A 16,182-nucleotide genomic window follows, 5' to 3' on the forward strand; every position below is an offset into this window, starting at 1 on the left:
CGCCGCGCCGCGATCAGATCTGACCGACGACGCCCGCGACCAGATAGTTCATGCTCTCGAGCGTGTAGTCGGTCTGCCCGTGGCTCGCGCCCGAGGCGATCGCCATGCCGCCCTTGTTGTCCTTCATCGGGCCTTTGAAGATCACGAAATTACCGGCCACCATGCTGGTTCTGATCGCGTCGGCGTTCTGCTTCGCGGCCGCGCTGACCTTCGCGCCGTACGGCGACATTTTCACGAAGCCTTCCTTCAGGCCGCCGCGCAGCACGTTGGGTTGCGGCGTGCCGGCCTGCGCGCCCGTCACCAGTTGCTTGTACGGCGTCGCCCAGTCCCACTCGGCGCCGGTCAGATAACCCTTCGGCGCGAGCGCCGCCTGGCTCGCGTGATAGCCGCAACTCATCGCGCCGCGTTTCTCCGCGGTTTCGACCACGACCTTCGGACCGTCGACGTGGCAGGTCACCACGTCGCAACCCTGATCGACCAGGCTGTTGGTCGCCTCGGCTTCCTTGACCGGCATCGACCAGTCGCCGGTGAAGATCACCTGGGTGGTGATCGACGGATCGACCGACTGCGCGCCGAGCGTGAACGAATTGATGTTGCGCAGCACCTGCGGGATCGGTTTGGCGGCCACGAAACCGAGCTTTTTGCTCTTCGTCATATGACCCGCGACCACGCCGTTCAGGTACTGGCATTCGTCGATATAGCCGAAGTAGCTGGTGATGTTCGGCGGGTTGCCCTGCTTCCACAAACCGCCGCAATGCGCGAAACGCACCTTCGGATACTTCGCCGCCATCTTCAGCACGTGCGGGTCGAAGTAACCGAACGAGGTCGCGAAGATCAGCGTGGCGCCGTCCTGTTCGATCATCGCTTCCATGGTTTTTTGCACGGCGATGGTTTCCGGCACGTTCTCTTCTTCGACCACCTTTACATCGGGCATCTTCTTGATCACGGCGGCGGCTTGCGCCTGCGCCTGGTTGTAACCGTAGTCGCCGCGCGCGCCGACGTAGATCACGCCGACGGTGGTCTTCGGCGCGGCAAACACCGACTGGAACGGCAGGATATTGCCGAGCGTCAGCATGCTGGCGCTGGTGATGAAATGGCGGCGGCTGGTCATGGTGTCCAATTCCTGATCGAGGGTTAGAGAGCGTTGGCTTGCGGGTTCGGCTGAAGACCGGCGGGCGAGTCGCCGTGCGGGCTGTCGTGCGGCTCGGCGCGCTCGGCCGTGGCGCTGTCGAGCCACGCGAGCCAGCCGCCGAACGCGGTGATGTCGTGCGCGCCGCTGGCGTCGCTCACGGCCGACGGTTCGCAGATAAAGCCCTTCACCGCGCGACCGTCCGCGAGTTGCAGCGTGCCGATGCCGAGCGGCGCGGGTACGTCGGCGACGAATGGGCCGAAGGTGCGCAGCGGGATCTGCCAGACTTCGACGGCAATCGGTGCGCCCTGGTGCGACGCGTCCGTGCGGACCAGGCCGGGTTTGGGCGGTTGGGTGTTGGCGAGCGCGTAGAGCCGGTAATCGGCCGTTGTGGCGGTGGCTTCGACGAAGCGCGCGCCGGCTTGCTGAAGCTGCCAGTTCAGCGGCTGGCCACGCAGATGCGCGCCGACCACGGCGAGTGCGACGCTGGGTTCCTGGAATGGCAAAGGGGCGATCGCGCTGGCGATGGTGTCGGTGCTCGTTCCAGCGGCAACGCTGTTTGCGTCGGCGAACAGCGCCTCGATCCGCGCCCCCAGTTCCGCGAGCCGACGATCCGCGCCGCTTGGCGCGATCAGCGTGACGCCGGCCGGCAAGCCGTCGTGCCGACGCCGGCACGGCACGGCCAACGCGCACAGATCGAGCAGGTTCACGAAGTTCGTGTAGTAGCCGAGCTGGCTGTTCAGTTCGACCGGATTGGCCACGACGTCCGCGATCAACGGATGGGTCGGCACGGTCGGCACAATCAAAACGTCAATGGTGTCGAACAACGCTTCGGCGCGCCGTTTCAGATCGACGAGCGCGTACTGGCCGTTGAACGCATCGACGGCGCTGAACCGGTCCGCCTGGCCGATCACTTTCGTGACGACCGGGTCGATCGCTTCACGATGCGTGTCGAAAAAAGCCCCGAGCGCGGCACGGCGCTCAGCGACCCACGGACCGTCGTACAGCAGCGCGGAAACTGCCTTGAGCGGTTCGAAGTCGACCGGCTGGAGGCTCAAAGACAGATGCGTCGACAGTGTGTCGAGCGCCGACGAAAACGCCTCGCTCGCTGCGGCGTCGCCATAAAATTCGAGCGAATCCGGCACGCCGATCCGCGGGGCGGCGTGCAGCAGACCCTGCATCGGCAGCTTGCGCGAATAGCCATCGAGCGGATCAAAAGCCGCGATTTCGACGAGCACGCGCCACGCGTCGCCGACGTCGTGCGCGAATACGGAAATCGTGTCGAGGCTGCGGCAGGCCGGCACCACGCCGCGCTTGCTGACCAGTCCCAGCGACGGTTTCAACCCGACGAGTCCGTTGAATCCGGCAGGCACCCGCCCTGACCCGGCGGTATCCGTGCCGAGCGAAAAAGCTACGCAGCCCGCCGCCACGGCGACCGCCGAGCCCGAACTCGAACCCCCCGACACACGCAGCGGATCCACCGGATGCCGCACGGCGCCATACGGCGAACGCGTGCCGACGAGGCCGGTGGCGAACTGGTCGAGATTGGTCTTGCCGATCAGGATCGCGCCGGCATCGAGCAAACGCTGCACGGCGAACGCGGACACGTCGGGCGTGGTGCTGAACGCGGGGCAAGCGGCGGTGGTCGGCAGACCGGCGACGTCGATGTTGTCCTTCACCGCGAACGGCACGCCGAACAGCGGCATGCGCTCGAAGACGGCGCCGCCCTGCTCTTCATAGGCCACGTCGAGCGCACGGGCGCGCGCCATCAGGTCGGCGCCCGGCACACGGAGCGTCCAGACTTCCGGCCGGTCGATGCCGTCGATACGTGCGAGCGCCGACGCTACGACTTGAGACGGCGTGAGAACGCCCGAGGCATAGTCGTCGAGAAGGCTGCGAACCGTAAAAGGTCGTGGAATAGACACGCTGTTTTCCTTGAGTCCAATCTTGAATACAAGTTTGAACTCAACTAAGCAGGAGCTATGCCAAATGCAGTGCCGGCTTCGGTGCAGAGCCTGCGCGGCTTACCTGGTAAGGGTTGCGAGGCGACGCTGTCGGTCCCGGCGCATCATTGCGGCGCTCACGGCCAGCCGCACTCATGGTGCAGCGCTCACCAACTCGGGGCCGGCTCGCCCAGTCTTTGCGCCCGGCCGTGTGCCGTTGCGACGCATAGTCCGCCCGTGGCGCCGACGTTATATTTCGCCCGGTAGCCGCCACTTATTCAATTCATTATCCCGATCGAATGAGCGTGTTTCTGGATCGGAATATCGCGAGGGAAATCTTATGCCGCGAACGTTAAAACACGTTCTGATTTATTGCACCCTGCTTTTAACGGGCGTCTTTCTCCTTTCCGCCGCTAATGCAGCCGATACGCAAGCACTTTGGCAAGATTCAGGCAATCCGCGAAACGACACACTGAGATCAAGAATTGAAGCGGGATATCCGGCACAGCGGCGAATTCTCACCCTGGATTTCGCCAGCTTAAAATCAGAAATAGCGGCCATTCCGATAGTTTCAGAAGAAATAACGCCACGATCTAAATACCCGGATATCCGGCTGTCTTTACCTTTACCTGAAGGCGGTTTTTCCGAGTTTGTCCTGTCCGATTCCGGGACCCTGCCGCCGGCGCTAGCCCAACGCTACCCGGAAATCCGCAGCCTGAAGGGCCGTGACGCCGAAGGACGCACCGTGCGTCTGGACATGTCGCCGCAAGGCATGAAAGCCATGGTCTACGACAAGGACGGCGCCTGGCTGGTGCAGCCCGCGGAAACGCTGAGCGGTAAGGTGCAAAACGCCCCGGCGCGCGGCGGACAATACTGGAGCTTCCGCCGTCATTCGCTCCCTGCTTCGGATCAGCCATTTCACGAACACATCAGCGATTCGGCTTCCGGCGATCGACAATTCGACGCGAACCGCGACGCGTCCCAGTCGCGCACCGCGACCGGTAATATTCGCCGCGATTATCGTATTGCCGTGGCGGCGACCAGTGCCTATACCGCCAAATTCGGCGGCACGGTGGCCGGCGGATTGGCGTCCATCAGCCTGATGATCAACCGCGTCAATGAAATATTCGAGCAGAATTTCAACGTGCATCTCACGCTGATTCCCAATAACGACAAGCTTATTTATACGAAGGCCGCCACCGACCCGTACCTGAATAGCGGCGATGTATTGCTGGCCAACGTCGAGAATCTGGACCGTGTCGTCGGCGCGGCCGGCTTCGATCTTGGGCACGTCGTCACCACGGCTAGCGGAGGCGCCGCCGGACGTATCGGCAACACCTGCCGCAACGATGCCGGTACAAACAATAAGGCGGCCGGCATGTCGGGACGGACCCATCCCGTGGGAGATGCGTTCCACGTCGATTTCGTCGCGCATGAGTTGGGGCATCAATTCGGCGCCTGGCATACCTTCAACCGCTGCGGCGGAGGAAGATCGACGCTACCGGGCTCGGCGCTCGAACCCGGCAGCGGCTCCACGATCATGGGATACGCGGGCATGTGTCTGCCCGTGGAGAATCTGCAGGATCACTCGGATCCGTACTTCCATGCCGTCACTCAGGCTCAGGTGAATGCCTGGATTTCATCGAAAGGCGGCGACTGCGCGGTTAAACGTCTCAATCCGGGCAGCGCGCCGACCCTCGAGCCGCTCAGTCTGTCGGCCGGCGGCCTCGACACGCTGACGATCCCCTCGGGTACGCCGTTCGTCCTGCGGGGCCACGCGACCGGAAGCACACGCGCAAGGATGACGTATGGCTGGGAACAGTTCGATGCCGGGCCGGTGCAGGGCATCGTACTCAAAGACGACGGCCTGGGTCCGCTGTTCCGTTCCTATCTCCCCAATATCAGCGGCGAGCGCGTGTTCCCGCGCCTCGCGGCGGTCCTCGGTGACGAGCCGTTGGGCAAGGGAGAGGCCTACCCCGCCACGAACCGCACACTGACGTTCCGCTTGACGGCGCGCGATACCCTCCAGAACACCACCGCCAGCTCGGATGTCACGCTCAATGTGCTGAAGACCGCGCGTCCTTTTGCCGTGACACTGCCGGGACGCTCGGCGACGCTATCCGGCGGCTCCGTCCAATCGATCGGCTGGGACGTCGCGAGCACCGACCAGGCGCCGATCTCGTGCACGGCGGTGCGTATCGACCTCTCGGTGGATGGCGGGTACACCTATCTGCCGCGCCCGCTGGCTGCTGCCGTACCGAACACCGGCAGCGCGTCCGTCATGCTGCCGCGCGTGAGTGAGCGGACCGCGAAAGGTCGCGTCAGGGTAAGTTGCATCGGCAATGTCTTCTTCGCGGTTTCACCTGCCAACTTTGTTATCCAGTAACGACGCGGAACGCGTCACGTAGTAACGCGCCGTGCCGATTATTGTCTGCACGGCGCGCGAATTTATACTCCGTACTCCGACGGGTTCGCTCACGCCCCGTCTCTCGCTGCGGAGTAGCCATTGCCCGATACCCGACTCGCCGTCTCGACCGGCGGCATGGTCACCAGTCCTCATGCGTTAGCTAGCGAGGCCGGCCGCGACGTGTTGCGTGCGGGCGGCAATGCGATCGAAGCCGCGATAGCGATCGGCGCGGCGCTGTGCGTGACGTATCCGCACTTCACCGGTTTAGGCGGCGACGCGTTCTGGGTTATCGCCGACCGGCACGGGACGCTGCGCACGTTATCGGGCATCGGTCAGGCCGCGGCGCAACTGCCCGCATTCGACGGCGCCATTCCGCTACGCGGCGCGACGGCAGCGCTCACCAGCGCTGCCACGGTCGATACCTGGTCTCAGGCCGACGAGATCAGCCGCACGGTCTGGGGCGGCCGGCAGACGTGGGCGGCACTCTTCGCGCGCGCGATCGAATACGCCAGCGAGGGTTTCCCGGTGACGCCGTCGCAGCACTTCTGGCAAAGTCTGCGTGCCGATGAATTGCGCGCCCTGCCCGGCTTCGCCGCGACGTTCGCGCCGCACGGCCGGATTCCCGCCATTGGTGAGCGCTTCGCGCAACCGGCGCTGGCAGGAAGCCTCGACCGTCTGGCCCGGTTCGGTGCGCAGGAGTTTTATCGCGGCGAACTGGCCGAACGCATGGCTCGCGGCTTGCAGCAGGCCGGCTCGCCGCTGCGCTTGAGCGACCTCGCCCAAACCCGCGCACGCGATGAAGCGCCGCTACGGGTTGCTTACCGCGGTGGCGAACTGGTGAGCATGCGACCGCCAACCCAGGGCGTCACCACGCTGCAGATCATGGGGATACTCGAACGCTTCGATCTGGGTCAGATCGCCGAAGGCAGCGCCGACTACTATCACCTGCTGGTGGAAGCGGTGAAATGCGCATTCATGGATCGCGATCGCTACGTGGCCGATCCGGAGTTCACGCACGTGCCGGTCGACGACATGCTCTGCGCCGCCACCCTCGACGCGCACGCACGCACCATCCACCCGCACAGCGCACGGCCGTGGCCGCACACGTTCCGGCCGGGCGACACGGTGTTCATCGGCGCGACGGATCGCGAGGGCCGTAGCGTGAGCGTGCTGCAAACGGTGTACTTCGATTGGGGCAGCGGCGTGGTGGCGGGCGACACGGGCATTCTGTGGCACAACCGCGGCGCGTCGTTCAGCACGAACCCCACGCATCACAACGCGATACAACCGGGCAAGCGCCCGTTCCACACGCTCAATCCCGGCATGTATCTGCAAGACGGCCGGCCGCGTTTTCTGTTCGGCACGCAAGGCGCCGACGGTCAGCCGCAAACGCTGGCCGCCATCCTCACGCGCCTGATTGACTACGGCATGGACCCGCTGACCGCGCTGGCCCGGCCACGTTTCCTGCTGGGCAAAACCTTCTCCGACACGCGCGATGCGTTGAAACTCGAAGCGGATGCCGGCGCCGACGTCTTCGCGGCCCTCGCCGCGCGCGGGCACGAAGTCAGCGCGATCCCGGTGCAGAGTCCGCTGGCGGGTCACCCTGGCGTGATTCGCCTCGACGCGAACGGCGCGGCGTGCGGCGCGCACGATCCACGCAGCGATGGGCGCGCGCTCGGCGTCGATTTCTAGTCAGCCAGCCAGCCGGTTACGGCACGGCGCAACGGCCCTACGGGAAACCGGATCAGCCCGCGCAACGAGCCTGCTAAGCTACGCGGACGCCGTGTGGGCCAGACGCGCTTGCGCTGCCAAAGACCGCTCGCGCTCCCCATTCCAGAACCAGAAAAAATCGGAGACAAGATGAAGCCGACCGTTCATCCGGATAGCGACACCGCTTCAGCGAACATCACCAGACGGATCGAAGAACTGGCGGACTGGCGTGGCGAAACGCTCGCGCGCATCCGCGAACTGATTCACGCGGCCGACGCCGACATTCAGGAAGAGTGGAAATGGATGGGCACGCCCGTCTGGTCGCACGACGGCATTGTCTGCACCGGCGAATCGTACAAGCAGGCCGTCAAGCTCACGTTCGCGCGCGGCGCGGCGCTGAAGGACCCGAAGAAGCTTTTCAATGCCAGTCTCGACGGTAATACGCGGCGCGCGATCGACCTTCACGAAGGCGAGAAGATCAACGAGACCGCCTTTAAGCAACTGATTCAGGCCGCGGTAAAAGCCAATACCGAAGCGCTCGCCGAACGCGCGGCGAAGAAAAAAAGCAAACCGCGCGCGTGAATCATGTAGTGGAATCTGACGCCTATTCCAGCGTAAAGCGGTCCCGCGTGGTCACGTAATCGCTGGCGCCGAAACGGCCCACCGGAAAGTAGTGCTGCAGCCGCACGCGCCAGGTGTCGGTGTCGATTAACTCGTCGCGCGCATGGAGCCGATGCACCCGGCCGATGAAAATCTGCCGGCTGCTCGTCTCCAGCGTTTCCCAGATCGTGCATTCGAACGCAACCGGCGCTTCGGCGATTCGCGGCGGCGCTACATGCGTGCTGGGCACCGCCGTGAAACCCACCTCGGCCAGCTCGCTCACGTTGGGCGGCAGCCGTTCCCCGCAGCGATGCATCTTCAGCGCGATGGCTTCGTCGGCGAGATGCACGACGAACTCGCCCGTGCGTACGATATTGACCGCCGTGTCCTTCAGCGTGCCGTCCGCGACGCGGTTGATGCTGATCATCACGATCGGCGGTTCCTCGCCGAGCATGTTGAACATCGAAAACGGCGCGGCGTTGATCGTGCCGTCGGCGCCGAGCGTGGTGACGAGCGCGATGGGACGCGGCACGATCAGGCTCGCCATCAGTTTGTAGCGCTGGTATTCGGTGATCGCGTCGAAGTCGATTTCCATGTCAGCGCCCCTGAATCGGAACAGCGTGCCCGACGAGGCCGAGCAATTGGCCCAGACTTTTTTCGCCACGCATGCGCGTGATTTCGATGCGCTCCTCGATATGCCGCAAATGCGCTTCCATCAGCGTCATTGCACCCGCGGCATCGCGCGCTTCCAGACAATTGACGATCGCCGCGTGTTCCGCGTGCTCGCACGGCGCGTTGCCCGGCGTCTCGTAGACGCCGACAATCAGCGAACAGCGCGAGACCAGTTCCTTCAGGTAGTTCTGCAGGATCGAATTGCCCGCCAGCGCCGCGATGCGCATATGGAAACCGCTCGCAAGCGTCGCCCATGACGGTTGATCGAAACGATGCATCGCCGCATGCTCGCTCGCGAGTTGTTGACGCAAGGTCTCGATGTCGTGCGCGCTCGCGCGCTGCACGGCCAGTTCCACCAGCATCCGTTCGACCGAGCGCCGCGCTTCGAAAATCTCGCGGGTTTCCTCCGGCGTCGGCTCGGCGATCACCGCGCCTTTGTTCGGGCGCAACACCACGATGCCATCGTAGGCGAGCTTTTCCAGTACGCGGCGCACGACCGCGCGGCCGACGCCGAACAACTGGCATAGCTCGGGCTCCGGCAATTTCGTGCCGGGCGTCAGGCGATGATTCAGCACGCCGTCGAAGATCGATTGATAGAGGCGCGCGTCGACGTCGGCGTCTTCCTTCTGCGCTCCCTTCGGCGTTCTTTTGGCGGTGGCCGCGCCGGCGTTCGCGCTCATGCCTCGGCCGGCTGCAACACGCCGTCCCGTTCCAGTTGGTCCATGTGATCCGCGATCGCGCCCGGCGTGGTGATCCACACGTCGCCGCGCGCGCGTGCCGCGGCGATATGCTCGAGCGCGCGCCGCACATGCCGCAAGCGATACGGCTGCCCGACCAGATAAGGATGCAGCGCGATACCCATCACCAGCGCCTGCGGCTGGGCGCCACGGTTGGCCTGATCGAGCATCTCGTCGAACTGGTCGACGATCATGTCGGCGAACGCGCGGCCGTCCATCAGGCGGCCCACCATCATCGGCAGATCGTTGAGTTCCTGCGGATACGGGATCGACCACAGCGGCGCGCCGCGCGTGGCCATCCGCACCGGACGGTCGTCGTGGCACCAGTTCAGCGTATAGCGGTAGCCGGTTTCCGCGAGCAGATCCGGCGTTAGATGCGACTCCGAAATCCACGGCGAAAGCCAGCCGTGCGGCGGCGTGCCGGATTCGTCGGCGATCCGTTCGCGGCAATGCAATAGCAGCTCGCGCTCGCCGGCTTCGTCGAGTTCGCTCTGCCGGTGCGCGTTGGTGTGGCCGTGGCCGATCAGTTCGTCGCCGCGCGCCACGCACGCCGCGATCAATTCCGGGCAGTGATCGTAGAGCGCGGTATTGATCAGCGTGCCGGCCGGCATGGCCAGTTGATCGAACAGTTCGATGCAGCGCCATGCGCCCACCCGGTTGCCGTATTCGCGCCAGCTATGGTTCAGCACATCCGGTTGCGGCGACAACGGACCGAGCGCCGCACCGAGACCTTCGCCAAAGGCAAAGTGCTCGATGTTGAAGCCCAGATACACCGCGAGCCCGCTGCCGCCCGGCCAGCGGAACGCGTCGCGATCGGTGATCGGCCGGTACGAAAAACGGCCGTGCGTGGCGAGCCGTTGACGCGCGCGGTTCTCTGCTACGGACAAATTGCGTGTGTCGTTCATGGAAAGAAAGCGTGGGTGACGAAACGCGGCCGGCGCCGTTGCGGATGAACCGGTTTGGCCGGTTCATGCCCCGCGTCGGACCGAAGACGCACCGTGATCGCGCAAACCGGATGGCTCGGATCGCTAACGATCGACGCTTCGGATCGTTTGCAATATATGCGCCAACTCGCCGACGTTAAGCGGACCGGCGTGTCGGCGATCGACGCGCGTCGCGACGCAATGGATGGCACATGTCTTGCATTTACGTCGCTTCGCATAGGCCGTGCGGTTTCTCGCATGCGTGCCGCGCTTCGCCGTTCACGAGGACTTGCCCTTCATGATTCAGCCTGTTTCAAAGGTGCTCGACACCCACGCCGCCGATATCGAACTGGTCCACGTGTCGAAGCAGTACGGCGACGCGCTGGCCGTCGACGCCATCGACCTGCGCATTGCCGGCGGCCAGTATTGCTGCCTGCTTGGGCCCTCGGGATGCGGCAAGACCTCGACGTTGCGCATGATCGCCGGGCATGAATCGGTCACCGAAGGTGACATTCTGATCGCGGGCCGCAACGTCACGCGTGCCGAGCCCGCGGCTCGGGGCACGGCGATGGTGTTCCAGAACTACGCGCTGTTTCCGCATCTGAGCGCGCTCGACAACGTCGCGTTCAGCCTGAAAATGCGCGGCATCGCGAAAGACGAGCGCCGCAAGCGCGCCGGCGAACTGCTCGAACTCGTCGCGATGTCCGCGTATGCCGAGCGCAAGCCGGCCCAGTTGTCGGGCGGTCAGCAGCAACGCGTGGCGCTGGCGCGCGCGCTGTTGAATCAGCCCGGCTGCCTGTTGCTCGACGAACCGCTGTCCGCGCTCGACCCATTCCTGCGCGTGCAGATGCGCGCGGAACTCAAGCGCTGGCAGAAGGAACTGGCCATCACGTTCGTACACGTCACGCATTCGCAGGAAGAAGCCATGGCGCTGGCCGATCTCGTGGTCGTGATGAGCCACGGGCGGATCGAGCAGAGCGGCACGCCGCATGAGGTGTTCAACCGTCCGCGCACTGAATTCGTCGCGCGCTTCCTGGGCGGTCATAACGTTTTCAAGAGTAATGGCCACTTGTTTACCGTGCGCGCCGATCATCTGCGGATCGTGCCGCATGGCGTGACGCCCGTGCAGAACGCCGGCGGCGACAGCGGCCTGACGCGGATCGGCGGCGTGCCTTGCACGGTGCGCGAAGCCGAATACCAGGGCACGCATCTGCGCATGACGCTCGATCCGCTCGATGGCTCCCCCGAACTGATTTCGCTCGTCAGCGATGGCGACTATGACCCGGCGCGGCTCGGTCCCGACGCCCGCGTCGTGGTCTGGTGGAACGAGCAGGACGCGCATCCGCTCGCCGCGTGAGCGGCGGCATGCTTGTAGTGAATAGAACGTCAAATCGAACGTCAATCCCGCGTCAACTGAGGAGAAAGCAATGACTGAAGCGAACGAGAGCCCGGCAGCGGCCGCCGTAGAAGGCAAGGAAAAAGGCCTGTCGCGCCGCACGTTCATCAAGGGCGCGGTGGCGGCGGCCGGCATTGCCGGTTTTCCGTACGTGCACGCACAGGAAAAGATCACGCTGCGTTATCTCGGCACGGCGGTCAACCAGAGTTCCGACATTGCGAAGAAGTTCAAGGAAGACACCGGCATCGAGATTCAATACATTCCGGTCACCACCGACGACGTCGCCAAGCGCATCATCACGCAGCCCAACTCGTTCGATATTGTCGACACCGAATACTTTTCGCTGAAGAAGCTGATTCCGGCCGGCACGCTGGCGGGCATGGACACGAAGCGCATCAAGCTCGCCGACAAGATCACGCCGGTGCTCACACGCGGCGAAATCAACGGCAAGAAGATCGGCGACCAGGGCACCGCGCCGAAGAAGGTGATGTTCCTGACCGGCCCGCGGTCGACCGAGTTCTCCGCCACGCCAACGCAATGGATGACGCTGATCCCCACCACCTACAACGCGGATACGCTGGGCATTCGTCCCGACCTGATCAAGCGGCCGATCGACAGTTGGGCGGAATTGCTCAACCCGCAATTCAAGGGTAAGGCGGCGCTGTTGAACATTCCCGCAATCGGCATCATGGATTCGGCAATGGCGATCGAGGCGATGGGTCATATCAAGTACGGCGACAAAGGCAACATGACCAAGGCCGAGATCGATCAGACCATCAAGATCCTGATCGAAGCGAAACGCGCCGGCCAGTTCCGCGCGTTCTGGAAGGACTTCAACGAAAGCGTGAACCTGATGGCGTCGGGCGAAGTGGTGATTCAGTCGATGTGGTCGCCCGCCGTGACGAAGGTTCGCACCATGGGGATTGCCTGCAAATTCCAGCCGCTGAAAGAAGGCTACCGTTCGTGGGCCTCGGGTTTCGGTTTCCCGCGCTCGCTGCAAGGCAAGAAACTCGACGCCGCGTATGAGTTCGTCAACTGGTTCCAGGACGGCTGGGCCGGCGCTTATCTGATGCGTCAGGGCTACTACTCCGGCGTGCTCGAAACAGCGAAGACCCACATGCAGCCGTACGAGTGGGACTACTGGATCGAAGGCAAAGCGGCGGCGCAGGACATCAAGGCGCCGGACGGCCAGTTGCTCGAAAAAGCCGGCACCGTGCGCGACGGCGGCTCGTACACGCAGCGCATGGGCGCGATTGCCTGCTGGAACGCGGTGATGGACGAGAACATCTACATGGTGCAGAAGTGGAACGAGTTCATCGCGGCCTGAGTGTCCAGCCGAGCGATCAAACACGCGTTCAATCAAGGGACTAACCGAGCAAGCCATGGCCACCATCGACCTTTCGTCGCGCGCGCAGGATGAGCCCGTCAAGCACCGGCGCGCGCCGGCCTGGCTGCAGGCGACGCCGCTGACGCTGACGTTCCTGCTGTTTTTCATCGTGCCGCTGGTGATCACGCTGATCGTCAGTTTCTGGGACTTCAACGAATACCAGATCATCCCCGCGTTCACGCTGAAGAACTACGCGGCGATCTTCAACGGCTGTTCGTCGATGACCGACATCTGCGTAACGCTCAAGACCTACTGGTCGACGCTCAAATTCTGCGCGATCGTGTGGGCGGTGACCCTGCTGCTGGGTTTTGCCATCGCCTACTTTCTCGCGTTCCATGTCCGCACCACGAGCATGCAGACAGTGCTGTTCCTCGTCTGCACGATTCCGTTCTGGACCTCGAACGTGATCCGCATGATCTCGTGGATGCCGCTGCTCGGCCGCAACGGCCTCGTCAATCAGGCGCTGATCGGCGCGCATCTGATCGATCAGCCGCTCGAATGGCTGCTGTACTCGAACTTTTCGGTGGTGCTGGCGTTCGTGCATCTGTACACGTTCTTCATGATCGTGCCGATCTTCAACGCGATGATGCGGATCGACCGCTCACTGCTCGAAGCGGCACGCGATGCCGGCGCGAGCGGCTGGCAAGTGGTGCGCGACGTGGTCGTGCCGCTGTCGAAAACCGGTATTGTGATCGGCTCGATCTTCGTGATCACGATCGTGATGGGCGACTTTCTGACGGTCGGCGTGATGGGCGGCCAGCAGATCGCGTCGGTCGGCAAGATCATTCAGGTGCAAACCGGCTACCTGCAATTTCCCGCGGCCGCCGCCAACGCGATCATTCTGCTGGCCGTGGTGCTGATGATCGTGTGGGCGTTGACGCGGGTCGTCGATATTCGCAAGGAGCTGTGAAGATGCAGGCCATTCGCGTCAAACACCGGGAACGGCGGCCGGCCAGTTTCTACTGGCTCGCGCTGCTGTTCGGCCTGTTCGTGCTGTTCCTGTATGGACCGGTGATCACGATTTTCATTCTGTCGTTTCAGGGCCCCGAGGGCGGTCTCACGTTCCCGATGCGCGGCGTGTCGCTGCACTGGTTCGCGGTGTTGCGCGACGGCGTGGGCGACATCGATATCTGGGCCGCGTTCGGGCGCTCGGTGCGGCTCGCATTGGCGGTGACGGTGCTGACGGTGCTGTTTTCCGTTGCGGCCGGTCTCGCGTTCCGGCGCAAGTTTCGCGGCGATACCGCGGTGTTTTATGTGTCGGTCGCCAGTTTGATCATGCCGTCGATCATCGTTTCACTCGGCATCGGCCTGACCTTCCGCCTGCTCGACAACGGCGTGAAGTATCTGGCCGCCGCGTGGGGCTATCAGTCTGTCGCCGATAGCTATACGACCTCGATGGGCCTGTTCACGTCGGCGCTCGGCGCGCATTTGACGTGGACGCTGCCGTTCGGTCTGCTGGTCATGTTCGCGGTGTTCAACCGCTTCAATCCGGCTTACGAAGAAGCGTCGCGCGATCTCGGCGCGACGCCGTGGCAGAGTTTCCGCCACGTCGTGCTGCCGATCATCGGACCTTCGGTGGTGGGCGTCGCGATGTTCGGCTTCACGCTCTCGTGGGACGAAATTGCCCGTACCTCGCAGGCTATCGGCGACCAGAACACGCTGCCGCTCGAACTGCAGGGACTCACCACGTCGGTCACGACGCCGGTCATTTACGCACTGGGCACGATGACGACCGTGTTGTCGCTGACGGTGATGGGCGTGTCGCTATTCGCGGTGCGGTGGCTATCGCGCAGGCGCGCAGTGGCGGCGTTGAAATAGCGCGTGTGGCGGCAGCCGGTCGAGTCGAACCCAGCGCGCATTTCACTTCTCGTGCTAAGAATCGGCCAATTTCTTCGTTGCTAGCGCACGCCCTGCTCCCGTACCGTTCTCCGATTGCGCACCACGCGCACCTGTTTTCGGAGAACCTATGGCAGCAAATGAATCGCAATCAAGCCGGACACACTCCATCGCCGACGCCGCACAACTAGCCGGCGAAGACGAACTGACGCGCCGCTTCGCGCCAGTCTTCGCGCGGATCGCCGAAGGCGCGGTGCAGCGCGAACAGCAACGCGAACTGGCCTATGCGCCGGTCGACTGGTTGCGCGAGGCGGGCTACACCAGACTGCGCGTGCCGACAGCGTACGGCGGCGAAGGCGTGTCGTTCACGGCGTTTCTCACGTTGGTCACGCGACTCGGCGAAGCGGATTCGAATCTGCCGCAAATCCTGCGCGTACACGGCGGTTTTATCGAGTCGCTGCTGGAAAGCGACGACGAGCCGTTGCGCGACCGCTGGTTCACGCGCATCGCGCAAGGCCAGATCATTGGTGGCGCGACCTCCGAGCGCGGCGCCGCGACGGACAACAGCGTGCGTCTCACGCAGACTAACGGCGCATGGCATCTCGACGGCGAAAAGTACTACACCACCGGCACGCTCTACGCGGACTGGGTCGACGTCACCGCGCACGACGGCGAGAGCCATGTGCGCGTCATCGTCAAAGCCGACGCGCCGGGGCTCGAACGTATCGACGACTGGGACGGCTTCGGCCAGCGCCTGACCGGCAGCGGCACCGCGCGCTTCAACCATGTGCCGGTTGCGATCGACAATCTGTACCGCCGCTATCGCGCGTCCGAGCCGCGCAGCAACAGCCTGCTCACCACGTATTACCAGGCGCTGCATATCGCGAATCTGGCGGGCATCAGCCGCGCGGCGTTGCGCGACGCGGTCGTCTTCACGCGGGCTAAAACCCGCACCTTCGGCGTTCCCGGCGAATCGAGTCCGCGTGACAACCCGCTGGTGCAGCGGGTGATCGGACGGCTCGCCAGCCTCGCCTATTCGACGCAGAGCCTGAGCACGTCGCTGGCGCGCGCGATCGACGAAGTCTCGACGGCCCGCGCGCAAGGCCGCAGCGATGAACAGGCCTACGTGCATCTCGACATTCAAACGTTTCAGGCGCAGCAGATCGTGATCGAACAGACGCTGCAAGCGGCGACGCTGCTGTTCGAAGTGGGCGGCGCGTCCGCGACCAGCGAGTCGCTTCGTTTCGACCGCTACTGGCGCAATGCGCGCGTGCTCGCCTCGCATAATCCGGCGATTGTCCGCGAGGCCGCGATCGGCGACTTCTATCTGAACGGCAACGCGCATAACGAGCGCTTCGGGCTTGAGCCGCAAAGCGCTTCGGCTTCTGTTTCAGCCGCCGCGTAATAACCGGCCTCGCCAGGCCGGTCGAATCTACGCCGCC

At 63.9% G+C, this 16,182-nt stretch carries 13 protein-coding genes; 8 read left to right on the top strand and 5 right to left on the bottom strand.

Translation table 11 applies throughout. From position 1 onward, the window contains the following. Positions 1 to 13: 13 nt before the first annotated feature. Both HWY05_RS00900 and atzF read right to left on the bottom strand, forming a co-directional pair. On the bottom strand, positions 14 to 1,111 hold the full coding sequence (locus tag HWY05_RS00900; RefSeq protein WP_176057101.1) for a BMP family ABC transporter substrate-binding protein: 1,098 nt from the start codon (positions 1,109 to 1,111) through the stop codon (positions 14 to 16). Positions 1,112 to 1,134: 23 nt separating this feature from the next. Continuing rightward, the gene (gene atzF / locus HWY05_RS00905) at positions 1,135 to 3,054 is read right to left on the bottom strand and encodes an allophanate hydrolase (RefSeq protein ID WP_176057102.1); all 1,920 of its coding nucleotides are present in this window, start codon (positions 3,052 to 3,054) and stop codon (positions 1,135 to 1,137) included. Positions 3,055 to 3,412: 358 nt separating this feature from the next. Between atzF and HWY05_RS00910 the strand changes: the two genes are divergently transcribed. From HWY05_RS00910 to HWY05_RS00920, 3 genes are all read left to right on the top strand, one after another. Next, on the top strand, positions 3,413 to 5,458 hold the full coding sequence (locus HWY05_RS00910) for a zinc-dependent metalloprotease (protein WP_176057103.1): 2,046 nt from the start codon (positions 3,413 to 3,415) through the stop codon (positions 5,456 to 5,458). A gap of 120 nt (positions 5,459 to 5,578) precedes the next feature. After that, entirely contained in the window at positions 5,579 to 7,171 is a 1,593-nt protein-coding gene (locus HWY05_RS00915; RefSeq protein WP_208459068.1) for a gamma-glutamyltransferase family protein, read from the top strand. A 168-nt stretch (positions 7,172 to 7,339) separates the two neighbouring features. Beyond that, a complete protein-coding gene (locus tag HWY05_RS00920) occupies positions 7,340 to 7,771 on the top strand; it encodes a DUF1801 domain-containing protein (RefSeq protein WP_176057104.1) in 432 nt (143 codons plus the stop codon). A gap of 22 nt (positions 7,772 to 7,793) precedes the next feature. On the opposite strand, the gene HWY05_RS00925 is transcribed toward HWY05_RS00920, so the two are convergent. Genes HWY05_RS00925 through HWY05_RS00935 form a run of 3 tightly spaced genes read right to left on the bottom strand, consistent with a single transcriptional unit; the run spans position 7,794 to position 10,103 of the window. Next, the gene (locus tag HWY05_RS00925) at positions 7,794 to 8,384 is read right to left on the bottom strand and encodes a flavin reductase family protein (protein ID WP_035557256.1); all 591 of its coding nucleotides are present in this window, start codon (positions 8,382 to 8,384) and stop codon (positions 7,794 to 7,796) included. 1 nt (position 8,385) lies between these two features. After that, positions 8,386 to 9,141: a GntR family transcriptional regulator gene (locus tag HWY05_RS00930; protein WP_176057105.1), complete on the bottom strand. Its 756-nt coding sequence runs from the start codon at positions 9,139 to 9,141 to the stop codon at positions 8,386 to 8,388. Next, positions 9,138 to 10,103, bottom strand: a complete 966-nt coding sequence (locus tag HWY05_RS00935; protein WP_176057106.1) for a polysaccharide deacetylase family protein — start codon at positions 10,101 to 10,103, stop codon at positions 9,138 to 9,140. Before HWY05_RS00935 ends, HWY05_RS00930 begins: the two co-directional genes overlap by 4 nt. A gap of 316 nt (positions 10,104 to 10,419) precedes the next feature. Here HWY05_RS00935 and HWY05_RS00940 point away from each other — a divergent pair, with 316 nt between their 5' ends. The 5 genes from HWY05_RS00940 (at position 10,420) to HWY05_RS00960 (ending at position 16,145) form a co-directional block, all read left to right on the top strand. Further along, complete coding sequence (locus tag HWY05_RS00940) at positions 10,420 to 11,478, top strand: ABC transporter ATP-binding protein (protein ID WP_176057107.1); 1,059 nt, start codon at positions 10,420 to 10,422, stop codon at positions 11,476 to 11,478. Between the two features lie 70 nt (positions 11,479 to 11,548). Then, a complete protein-coding gene (locus HWY05_RS00945) occupies positions 11,549 to 12,844 on the top strand; it encodes an extracellular solute-binding protein (protein ID WP_035557266.1) in 1,296 nt (431 codons plus the stop codon). 55 nt (positions 12,845 to 12,899) lie between these two features. Continuing rightward, a complete protein-coding gene (locus tag HWY05_RS00950; protein ID WP_176057108.1) occupies positions 12,900 to 13,814 on the top strand; it encodes an ABC transporter permease in 915 nt (304 codons plus the stop codon). Between the two features lie 2 nt (positions 13,815 to 13,816). Beyond that, positions 13,817 to 14,722, top strand: coding sequence for an ABC transporter permease (locus HWY05_RS00955; protein WP_176057109.1), 906 nt, complete (start codon positions 13,817 to 13,819; stop codon positions 14,720 to 14,722). Between the two features lie 148 nt (positions 14,723 to 14,870). Beyond that, complete coding sequence (locus HWY05_RS00960; RefSeq protein ID WP_176057110.1) at positions 14,871 to 16,145, top strand: acyl-CoA dehydrogenase family protein; 1,275 nt, start codon at positions 14,871 to 14,873, stop codon at positions 16,143 to 16,145. The last annotated feature ends 37 nt before the right edge of the window (positions 16,146 to 16,182 follow it).

Origin of the sequence: Paraburkholderia sp. BCC1876, from assembly GCF_902833695.1 — a bacterium.
In the GTDB taxonomy this organism is placed as follows: Bacteria; Pseudomonadota; Gammaproteobacteria; order Burkholderiales; family Burkholderiaceae; genus Paraburkholderia.

Excerpts from the sequence above, each read along its gene's own strand:
- HWY05_RS00900 (WP_176057101.1), bottom strand. The coding sequence starts at position 1,111 with ATGACCAGCCGCCGCCATTTCATCACCAGCGCCAGCATGCTGACGCTC.
- HWY05_RS00910 (WP_176057103.1), top strand. The coding sequence starts at position 3,413 with ATGCCGCGAACGTTAAAACACGTTCTGATTTATTGCACCCTGCTTTTA.
- HWY05_RS00925 (WP_035557256.1), bottom strand. The coding sequence starts at position 8,384 with ATGGAAATCGACTTCGACGCGATCACCGAATACCAGCGCTACAAACTG.
- HWY05_RS00960 (WP_176057110.1), top strand. The coding sequence starts at position 14,871 with ATGGCAGCAAATGAATCGCAATCAAGCCGGACACACTCCATCGCCGAC.
- HWY05_RS00955 (WP_176057109.1), top strand. The coding sequence starts at position 13,817 with ATGCAGGCCATTCGCGTCAAACACCGGGAACGGCGGCCGGCCAGTTTC.
- HWY05_RS00945 (WP_035557266.1), top strand. The coding sequence starts at position 11,549 with ATGACTGAAGCGAACGAGAGCCCGGCAGCGGCCGCCGTAGAAGGCAAG.
- HWY05_RS00935 (WP_176057106.1), bottom strand. The coding sequence starts at position 10,103 with ATGAACGACACACGCAATTTGTCCGTAGCAGAGAACCGCGCGCGTCAA.
- HWY05_RS00930 (WP_176057105.1), bottom strand. The coding sequence starts at position 9,141 with ATGAGCGCGAACGCCGGCGCGGCCACCGCCAAAAGAACGCCGAAGGGA.
- HWY05_RS00920 (WP_176057104.1), top strand. The coding sequence starts at position 7,340 with ATGAAGCCGACCGTTCATCCGGATAGCGACACCGCTTCAGCGAACATC.
- HWY05_RS00950 (WP_176057108.1), top strand. The coding sequence starts at position 12,900 with ATGGCCACCATCGACCTTTCGTCGCGCGCGCAGGATGAGCCCGTCAAG.
- HWY05_RS00940 (WP_176057107.1), top strand. The coding sequence starts at position 10,420 with ATGATTCAGCCTGTTTCAAAGGTGCTCGACACCCACGCCGCCGATATC.